8 protein-coding genes are annotated in these 8,426 nt (G+C 57.5%); 4 read left to right on the top strand and 4 right to left on the bottom strand.

Features of this window, described 5'->3' with window-relative positions; genetic code table 11:
* Nucleotides 1-453: hypothetical protein (locus tag A3730_RS31715; RefSeq protein ID WP_197477482.1), on the top strand; the 453-nt coding region annotated here is incomplete at its 5' end.
* Here the strand turns inward: A3730_RS31715 and A3730_RS13630 are convergent.
* Together A3730_RS13630 and A3730_RS13625 are read right to left on the bottom strand one after the other, a co-directional pair.
* Entirely contained in the window at nt 454-1,371 is a 918-nt protein-coding gene (locus A3730_RS13630) for a LysR family transcriptional regulator (RefSeq protein ID WP_063520090.1), read from the bottom strand.
* Nucleotides 1,371-2,153, bottom strand: coding sequence for a hypothetical protein (locus A3730_RS13625; RefSeq protein WP_063520091.1), 783 nt, complete (start codon nt 2,151-2,153; stop codon nt 1,371-1,373). Before A3730_RS13625 ends, A3730_RS13630 begins: the two co-directional genes overlap by 1 nt.
* A gap of 210 nt (nt 2,154-2,363) precedes the next feature.
* Here A3730_RS13625 and A3730_RS13620 point away from each other — a divergent pair, with 210 nt between their 5' ends.
* Entirely contained in the window at nt 2,364-3,392 is a 1,029-nt protein-coding gene (locus A3730_RS13620; RefSeq protein WP_063520092.1) for a medium chain dehydrogenase/reductase family protein, read from the top strand.
* Between the two features lie 175 nt (nt 3,393-3,567).
* The gene (locus tag A3730_RS13615) at nt 3,568-5,331 is read left to right on the top strand and encodes an Ig-like domain-containing protein (protein ID WP_063520093.1); all 1,764 of its coding nucleotides are present in this window, start codon (nt 3,568-3,570) and stop codon (nt 5,329-5,331) included.
* Nucleotides 5,332-5,370: 39 nt separating this feature from the next.
* Here the strand turns inward: A3730_RS13615 and A3730_RS13610 are convergent, their stop codons facing one another.
* Nucleotides 5,371-5,691, bottom strand: coding sequence for a thioredoxin family protein (locus tag A3730_RS13610; RefSeq protein ID WP_063520094.1), 321 nt, complete (start codon nt 5,689-5,691; stop codon nt 5,371-5,373).
* Nucleotides 5,692-5,814: 123 nt separating this feature from the next.
* On the opposite strand from A3730_RS13610, the gene A3730_RS13605 reads away from it, so the two are divergent.
* The gene (locus A3730_RS13605) at nt 5,815-6,603 is read left to right on the top strand and encodes a crotonase/enoyl-CoA hydratase family protein (protein WP_063520095.1); all 789 of its coding nucleotides are present in this window, start codon (nt 5,815-5,817) and stop codon (nt 6,601-6,603) included.
* A gap of 206 nt (nt 6,604-6,809) precedes the next feature.
* Here the strand turns inward: A3730_RS13605 and A3730_RS13600 are convergent, their stop codons facing one another.
* Entirely contained in the window at nt 6,810-8,246 is a 1,437-nt protein-coding gene (locus tag A3730_RS13600; protein WP_082872372.1) for a DegQ family serine endoprotease, read from the bottom strand.
* Nucleotides 8,247-8,426: the final 180 nt, after the last annotated feature.

The following is an 8,426-nucleotide window of genomic DNA, read 5'->3' as shown; positions in this document are numbered from 1 at the left end:
TACAATAAAAGCACCGGCACCAGCCGCCTTTATCAACTCACGGTGCCTCCCAACACCCCGCTTGGCGTGGCCATGACCTGGCATAAGGAATGGGCAAAAGGCTGGGAAAATTTCAGCTTTTTCACGCTCGGCGGGGAAAACTTTTTCTTCAAGATGAACCCGCGCTACAACGCGGTGAACATCGACCATTACATGGACGACCCTTCCCAGGGTTCGCACCCGGTGGGCACCAAGCTTCCCCTGTCCATGGACACCACACAGACCGCCACGATTGCCCTGCAGGAAGGACCCGGCTTTGTCGCCTACGAGACCGGTAATGGCCAGCTCACCGTTAATCGTTTTCACACGGACTGCCTGGGCTGGACCTGTCAGGCCAAACAGGCGGTGAACGCCGCAAGCAGTCGACTGCTGGTAATCAACGCCACCCAGGGGCCATTAATCGCACTGATCTGATCAGTGAGTCATGTCGAAAAACCAGTCGATTACCTGTTCCACCCGGGATGGGTAATCGTGGCCTTTGATAGTGGTGATATAGATATTGTTCATCAGTGGCTTGCCCGTTTCCACGCGATGAAGGGTCCCGTCTTCCAGCTGTGAAGCAACGCAATGGCTGGGCAGCACCGCCACACCCAGGCCGCCCACCACCATATCAATGGCACCGTGAATTGAGTTAATTTCCCCGGCATAGGTCAACGAATAGGCATTCAGGTTACAGCGCTCCGGCAGAGCATGCTTGAGCCAGCGATCATAGTAATACCCTGAGCCGGGATAATTGATGAACGCCTGCTCCAGTATCACGCTTTCACTGGGCCGCTTGCCATCAGGCGGGTCACGGCTTACCAGCACATATTCTTCCTGACAGAACAACCGGTATTCCAGCAGAGGGTGGTCATTTTTTTCCGTCACGAAACCAAAATCGGCCCGGTCATCCAGCACCATCTGCACCACGTCCTGGGTGGATGTGAGCGTAATTTTCAACTCGATATCCGGGTGCGCCAGGCGCCGCTCCAGCAACATGGGAAAATGCGGTGACATCAGACAACTGGGCGGCATGGCATAGGACACCAGCCCCACAATCCGGGTTTCCATGGCATGCACTTCATCCATGAACTGCTGGGTAGTGAGCATCTGATGCCGAATGTACTGGGTCAACGCATCGCCCGCATCGGTGAGCACCACCTTCTTGCCGATCCGCTTGAACAAGGTGACCCCAATCTGCTCTTCCAGCTTGGCAATATGCTGACTCACGCCAGATTGCGTCATGTGAGCCCGCGTGGCCGCATGGGTAAAACTGCGTGTTTCTGCCGCCGCCATAAAGGCCTTGAACAGGCGCGTGTCCAGCAGAGTGAAATCCCGGTTGGAAAAACCCATCAGCCAGCCTCCTCCGCCGGCGCGGGCACCGCGGGGCTGGTGGCGAACTGCAGATTCAGGCTATCACCTGCCTGCACATGGAGCCCGGCATAGCGAGCAAAGGGGGAAGGTGGCACAGAGCAAGGCACGGATTCGCTCAGCAACGCTCGTTCGCCCAGCCCTTCGGCCAGTGGTTGCGGATTACCAGTCCAAAGCGACCAACAAACACAGAGATCATCGTCCAGATACAGGAACGCGCCAGACAGCCCCTCTGGCATAGCTTTCAGCAATCCGGCAAAACGCTCACAAACCGCGCCCCGGAAGGCCTCTGCGGTTTCCTCCGTGCGCACCGCGACTTCACTGATAACCCGCCCGGATTGCCAACTCTCACCGTGATCAAGAACCTGCATGGCCCCGGTCTGGGATGGGTCACCGCGAAACTGCGCCGGGAATGCACTGTGGCTGGCCGGCCGGCCCGCCTCTGTACTGAAACTGAAAACCGTACTGTGCAGCGATGCATAGGCACGCCCGCCACAGCTTTCATGGCACGCCGCCTCGTAGGTCGCCGGGTCCGGATAAAACACCAGCGCAATTTCGTCCGGCACCACCGCATGGCGGCTGGTCGGTACGATGGAAGGGATATAAGCCTGCAATCCCAACGGCCCCATAAACTGAACCGTGGCCGGAATAAAAATCTGGCCAAGCTGGTCATACAGTTTCTGACGATGCGGAGCCGGAGCCAGTGTCGGCAAGGCATAGCCCAGCCAGACGCGCACCGCCCGTCCCTGTGTCGACGTTTCCATGTCGTTAATCTCCTTACTGTCTGCCGGCAATCGGCTGACATAAATACGGGGTAAAGACTGACATGAAGAAAGCTAAGCAACAAGATGAATATGCAGCGACATAATGCCTGTACTGCGCAGAGCATGAAGAGGCCTGTATCCTGAGGTACGGGCACATTGAGCCTCACCCTGCGACCCCGCATACTGGCCATTTAACCATCGGAACTCGTCATGCCCACGGTAACAGTTTGGGAAACGCCCAAGGCTGGCAGCCTGGCCAATCTGGTTCAAAAGCAGCGGCCATTGCCTCCCCTGTCTCTCGGGCATGTCCGGGTGCAGGTTCATGCGGTGGGGCTGAATTTTGCGGATATTTTCGCCCTTACCGGCCTTTACTCCGCAACCCCGGAAGGCGCCTTCATCCCCGGGCTGGAATTTGCCGGCACAGTCATCGACACAGGCACAGATACCGACAATACCGACAGCGCCTTCCAGGTTGGCGACCGGGTGATGGGTGTCACCCGGTTCGGCGGTTACTGCTCCAGTGTTGATAGCGAACCGGATTACCTGATCCCCCTACCCGACGACTGGAGCTTCGTTCAGGGCGCCGCCTTCCCGGCCCAGACCCTCACCGCCTGGTATGCCCTGACCACCCTCGGCGCCATCCAGACAGGGCAACGTGTACTGATTCACAGCGCCGCCGGCGGAGTCGGCCTGCAGGCCATGAAACTGGCGACCCTGCTGGGTGCCAACCCGGTTGGAACGGTAGGCAGCCCCGACAAAGCCGCGATGCTGCAGGAAATGGGTTTTGAAAATGTGCTGATACGCCAAGCGGATTTTTCCCGACAACTCACCGAAACCGGCCACCGTTTCGATCTGGTGCTCGACGCCATCGGCGGCACCGTCCAGCAAGCCAGCTTTGCCGCACTGAACCCCATGGGCCGGCTGGTGGTTTTCGGCGCCGCCGAATTCACCCCCACCGGCAACCGCCCCAACTACCTCAAAGCCGCCTGGCGCTACCTGCGCCGCCCTCGCTATGACGTTATGGATATGATCAGCAGCAACCGGTCGGTGATGGCCTTCAATCTGATCTGGCTATGGGAACAGAAAGCCAGCATGAAGGCCTTGCTCAGCGAATTACAGACCATTGCCCTGCCTCCACCCCATGTGGGCCATCGCTTTGCCTTCGATGATGCTCATGCGGCGCTGGCACTGCTACAGTCAGGTAAATCGGTGGGCAAGGTGGTGCTGGAAATTTTGTGACACCAACAGCGCTGAATTTCTAACCTATTTAAACTGCCACAACGGTCACACCCCCTGACATTAACGTGATGGCCTACAGCACTGTCCGATATATCGCACATTCCCGGCCCCGGCGATTCCTATACTCCTTGTGACACCGGTATCAAACCGGACCAAGACCACACAAGGGGGAACGATGAAACTGACGTTAATGAGCCTTTTGCCTTGCATTCTGGCCCCTGCCGTTGCCACAGCCGGAGGTACCATTCACCTCAACAGCGAACCAGGGGATTATATTGGAGGCGGGATTACGCAAACGCTCTCTGACAGTACCGGAACCATCAGCCTGGATTACACACAATCCCGACTGACTCTGGGCTACGAAGACGCGAACACCGACCTGGACATGATTTTTTCTTCACCGGACAACCAGGTACTGGAAGAAGAGCACTATTTGAATGCACAACGAAATGCCTTTAAAGGTGCCTTGCGAGCAGGCCTTTCCGTTTCCATGAATCACCGCGGTTGCAACACCATTGACGGTGACTTCTTCATTCATGAACTGGATCTCGCGGCAGCGAATCCGGTCATAGCACTGGACTTCGTACAGTACTGCGGCAATAACGATGCCCCGCTGAACGGCAGCATCCGCATCAACTCCACTCTGCCAGAAAATTTACCGCATCCCGTTGCGGTTATTGAGCGCCCCATGCGCCAGCTCATTGACGACACCTCTGTAACCCTGTCTGCCGAAAAGTCGTATTCCGATAGCGGTGTTATTGCCGGCTACCAGTGGGAGCAATTGAATGGCCCCGCAATTACGTTGACGAACACGAACAGCGCAACACCATCTTTTACCGTTCCTTCCCTACCCCTGGATGGCGAAGAGCTCACGCTAAAACTCACCGTCACTGACAGCCTTGGGCAAAACAGTTCCCAAACACTAACGCTGCCACTGGTGAGTAAAAGTGCGCCATTAACCTACATGCAGATTAACAGCCCTGAAGGTGACTATATCGGGCAAGGCAAGCAGCTGTACTTCGACGATGCTTTCAGTACCTTCAACCCCAGCATTAACTATGACAATGGCGTGTCCGTACACATTGATGATGGCGATAACTGGCGGGCGGATTTTGCCGCGCCCTACAATGCGGCGTTACAACCCGGCAACTATCAGGCTGAGCGCTTCCCCTTTCAGAGCGATGGCCTTGGTGGACTCAGCATTTCCGGCGACGGCCGAGGGTGCAACACGCTTTCCGGTGGCTTTACCGTTCATTCCATTGAACAACAGGAAGACCAGGTCGACAGCTTCATGGCCAGTTTTTCCCAGCACTGTGGAGGCATTCAGAACCCTGCCCTGCTGGGAACCATTGCACTTAATGCTCGCCACCCCAGCGTACCAACAGCTAATGCTGGCCCTGGATTCTCAACAGGCCAGAACCAGACATTCACCCTGCACGGGCAATTCTCTTCCGACGACAGCAACATCACAGAATATCAATGGACACTGGATCAACCTGATATTGATATTACCGGCGCAGACCAGGCCGTGGCACAGTTCGAAACGCCCAACCTTGATGCCAATGACGATGACATCATCATAACGGCGACGCTTACCGTGACAGATGACGAAGGGTTCAAAGACCAGGACTCGACCACGATCACCGTCTCCTACCAAAACAGTGCCCCCCAGGCCAATAACGACAATCTGTCTATCGGCTATTGGGGCTGGCAGTACCTGAACCCACTGGAAAACGATACCGATGCGCAAAACAACATCGACCCCGCTTCTCTTGAGATTACACAAGGTCCGAATCGGGGCTACGCAGAGAACCTTGGAGATGGCCAGCTACGCTATTTTCCCTTCTTCTTTGGCAATAAAACTGACTCGATTACCTATCGGGTGAAGGATCAGGCGGGCGCCTGGTCCAACACGGCCATCATCACGCTTAGCCACTAAGACACACGGCGGGACCCTGCCCCGCCATCTTGCTCGCTTTCAACAGCTGCGAAGAAACCCCTTCAGATCTTTCTCACTCTCCGGCCGGACAATACGCCCGGTTTCTTCACCGTCCCTGATCAGAATCAACGTCGGCCAGAGCTTCACCCGGAAACTACGCCCCAAGGGCCTTCCCGGCCCATCCGCTATTTTTATATGCTCAAGATCGCAGTGCTCCGCAAGCGCCGCTTCGATATCCGGCTGGGCCGCAATGCAGTAACCACACCAATTGGCGCCGAATTCAAGCAGTCTCAACCCGTCACCCTGATCCAGCTGCTCGCGGGTAATGCTCTCATCTTCGTACTCACGCACATACGCCATCACCGTCTCCAACAAACTCGCCCGCTACCGGCAGACATACCGGCAAGTCTTATGCTTAGATGTTCCCATCTGTAGAGAACCCACTGTAATGATTCCCCTGTGGCAGACAACCAAGGTGACCTTGTGAGCGAACCGGTTTTAACAGAACAACGAGACGGCCTTTATATCATCACCCTGAATCGCCCGGAAAAACGCAACGCCGTCGACCGGCCCACCGCCGATGCGCTGCGTGCCGCCTTCGACCACTTTGAGCAGGATCCGACTCTGCATGTAGCCATCCTCCATGGCGCTGGCGATAATTTCTGTGCCGGTGCCGACCTGTCTGCCATGGGCGACCCGGCACTGCGAAATGAGGTGGAAGCCACGGGGACAGGCCCCGGCCCAATGGGGCCGTCGCGCATGCTGTTAAGCAAACCGGTAATCGCCGCCGTATCCGGCTACGCGGTCGCAGGAGGACTGGAACTGGCCCTGTTCTGCGATCTGCGCGTGATGGAGGACACCGCCACCTTCGGCGTGTTCTGCCGGCGCTGGGGCGTGCCTTTGATTGATGGCGGCACCGTCCGCCTGCCCCGCCTGATCGGCCATAGCCGCGCCATGGACATGATTCTCACCGGTCGTCCGGTTAATGCGGAAGAAGCCCTGCAGATTGGCCTCGCCAATCGGGTAGCCCCGGAAGGCAAAGCACTGGACGAAGCCATCACCCTGGCCCGCCAGATCGCCGCCTTCCCACAACGCTGCCTGCGCGCAGACCGGCTATCCGCCTACCAACAATGGGACAAGGACCAGGAAACCGCCCTGCGCGACGAAGGCGCCGGGGGATTCCCGGTAGTATTCGAAGAAGCCCTGGCCGGCGCAGAACGCTTCGCAAGAGGCGCAGGCCGCCATGGGAGCTTTGAAAAAGATGACACGTAAAGCGTCTTAAAGCAGGTCGGATTTACCCAAGGGCACAGAGAGGCCGAAGGCCGTAATCCGACGCCCAACAACGCAGCCAGAAAGAAGACAGATTGTCGGCTTACGGCTACGCCTAAGTCGACCTACGAAAACTTACTATAAGGGCCGCCCACAAAAAAGCCGACTATTAATGCCGGCTTTCTTGCTACAGCTTGAGGGTTAGTCGATTAACGCACCACCACAAAGAACACGCCGCCGTTGCGGTTAACCCGCAACAACAGGGCCGCTTCTTTATCGTCCACGGCCTTGCGTAACTCGTCCATGGTTTCCACGTCCTGGCGGTTCACGTTGATGATCACGTCACCGTTGCGCAGCCCGGCTCGCCAGGCCGGGGAGCCTCGCTCTACTTCGTCGACCAGCACACCGGCGTCGGCATGTTGCAGCTCGCCCTTGCGCAGGTCGCGCAGGTTGGCGCCTTCCAGGAATTTGGAAACAGCTTCACCGCCAGCGGTTTCCCGTGATGACTCACTGATCACGGCGGTGACATCTTTTTTCTTGCTGTCACGCAGGATGCTCAGGGTCACTTTTTCGCCCACCGGCGCCATGCCCACCTTGTTACGCAGGTCCGCCGCACGGTTTACTGGGCGGCCGTCCACGGCGGTGACCACATCACCGCTTTTCAGGCCGGCTCTCTCTGCCGCACTGTCTTCTACGACCTGGGTGATCACCACGCCGCGCTGACGCTCTACACCAAAGGCTTCCGCCAACTCCGCCGTCAGGTCCTGAATGGTGACGCCGAGCATGCCGCGGCGCACTTCACCGTGTTCGATCAGCTGCTGCATCACGTTCTCGGCCATCTCGGTGGGGATGGCAAAACCGATACCCACATTGCCACCAGCCGGCGCCAGAATCGCCGTATTGATACCCACCAGCTCACCACGCAGGTTGACCAGCGCACCACCGGAGTTGCCCGGATTAATGGACGCATCGGTCTGGATAAAGCTTTCATAGCCTTCAATGCCCAGCCCTGTGCGACCCAGCGCGGAAACGATACCGCTGGTCACGGTCTGGCCAAGCCCGAAAGGGTTACCAATGGCGACCACGAAATCACCGACCCGCAGGCCAGTGGAATCGGCGATGGCAATTTGGGTAAGGCGTTCCGCGTCTTCCAGTTTCAGGACGGCCAGATCCACTTCCTCATCCACACCCACCAGTTCCGCCGACAGTTCACGGCCATCGGTGAGCGTGACTTCGATATTATCGGCGTTCTTGACCACGTGGGCGTTGGTCAGCACATAGCCTTCCGCAGCATCCACAATCACCCCGGAGCCAGCGCTGGCAGCGCGGCGCTCGGAGGGCCGCTGGCGTTCCGGCATATTGAAGAAGCGACGGAAGAAAGGGTCATCCATTAACGGGTTACGCGCCGCCCGCACCCGGGTTTCAATGGCAATATTCACCACCGCCGGCGAGGTTTTTTCCAGCATGGGCGCCAGCGAGGGCAGCGCGTCCCCTTCGGCCGTGACAGCAGGCAAAGCCGCCTGAACCGGGGAAAAGGCAACACATAACAGCGTCAGCACCCAGACGACGGGAAGGATTGGTTTTTTTTGCGTAGACAACGTTTTTTCAAACAACGGTTGTTCCTCCTGTTTCAAGGAAAGCATCATCGATAAAAGGGATGATGGGCTAAAAGTCCAGTACCGGATGCCACCCAGAAATGCCCGACCCGCAATCGCTGGTACCGGGGATTAGGCGTCACCCACTTTTTTCTGACCAGCGCAAGCGTCTACGGTTCCGAAGCAAACAGACGAACGCCGTTGTACTCCCGCGATTCCCCCAGATCCGGC

The sequence above is a fragment of the Alcanivorax sp. HI0044 genome, from assembly GCF_001634945.1.
Note: the sequence above shows the minus strand (reverse complement) of the source record. Positions and strands in the feature narration are given on the sequence as shown.

Bases quoted from the DNA above. Each gene is read 5' to 3' on its own strand.
- A3730_RS13630 (WP_063520090.1), bottom strand. From the start codon at position 1,371: ATGGGTTTTTCCAACCGGGATTTCACTCTGCTGGACACGCGCCTGTTC.
- A3730_RS13625 (WP_063520091.1), bottom strand. From the start codon at position 2,153: ATGGAAACGTCGACACAGGGACGGGCGGTGCGCGTCTGGCTGGGCTAT.
- A3730_RS13620 (WP_063520092.1), top strand. From the start codon at position 2,364: ATGCCCACGGTAACAGTTTGGGAAACGCCCAAGGCTGGCAGCCTGGCC.
- A3730_RS13615 (WP_063520093.1), top strand. From the start codon at position 3,568: ATGAAACTGACGTTAATGAGCCTTTTGCCTTGCATTCTGGCCCCTGCC.
- A3730_RS13610 (WP_063520094.1), bottom strand. From the start codon at position 5,691: ATGGCGTATGTGCGTGAGTACGAAGATGAGAGCATTACCCGCGAGCAG.
- A3730_RS13600 (WP_082872372.1), bottom strand. From the start codon at position 8,246: ATGATGCTTTCCTTGAAACAGGAGGAACAACCGTTGTTTGAAAAAACG.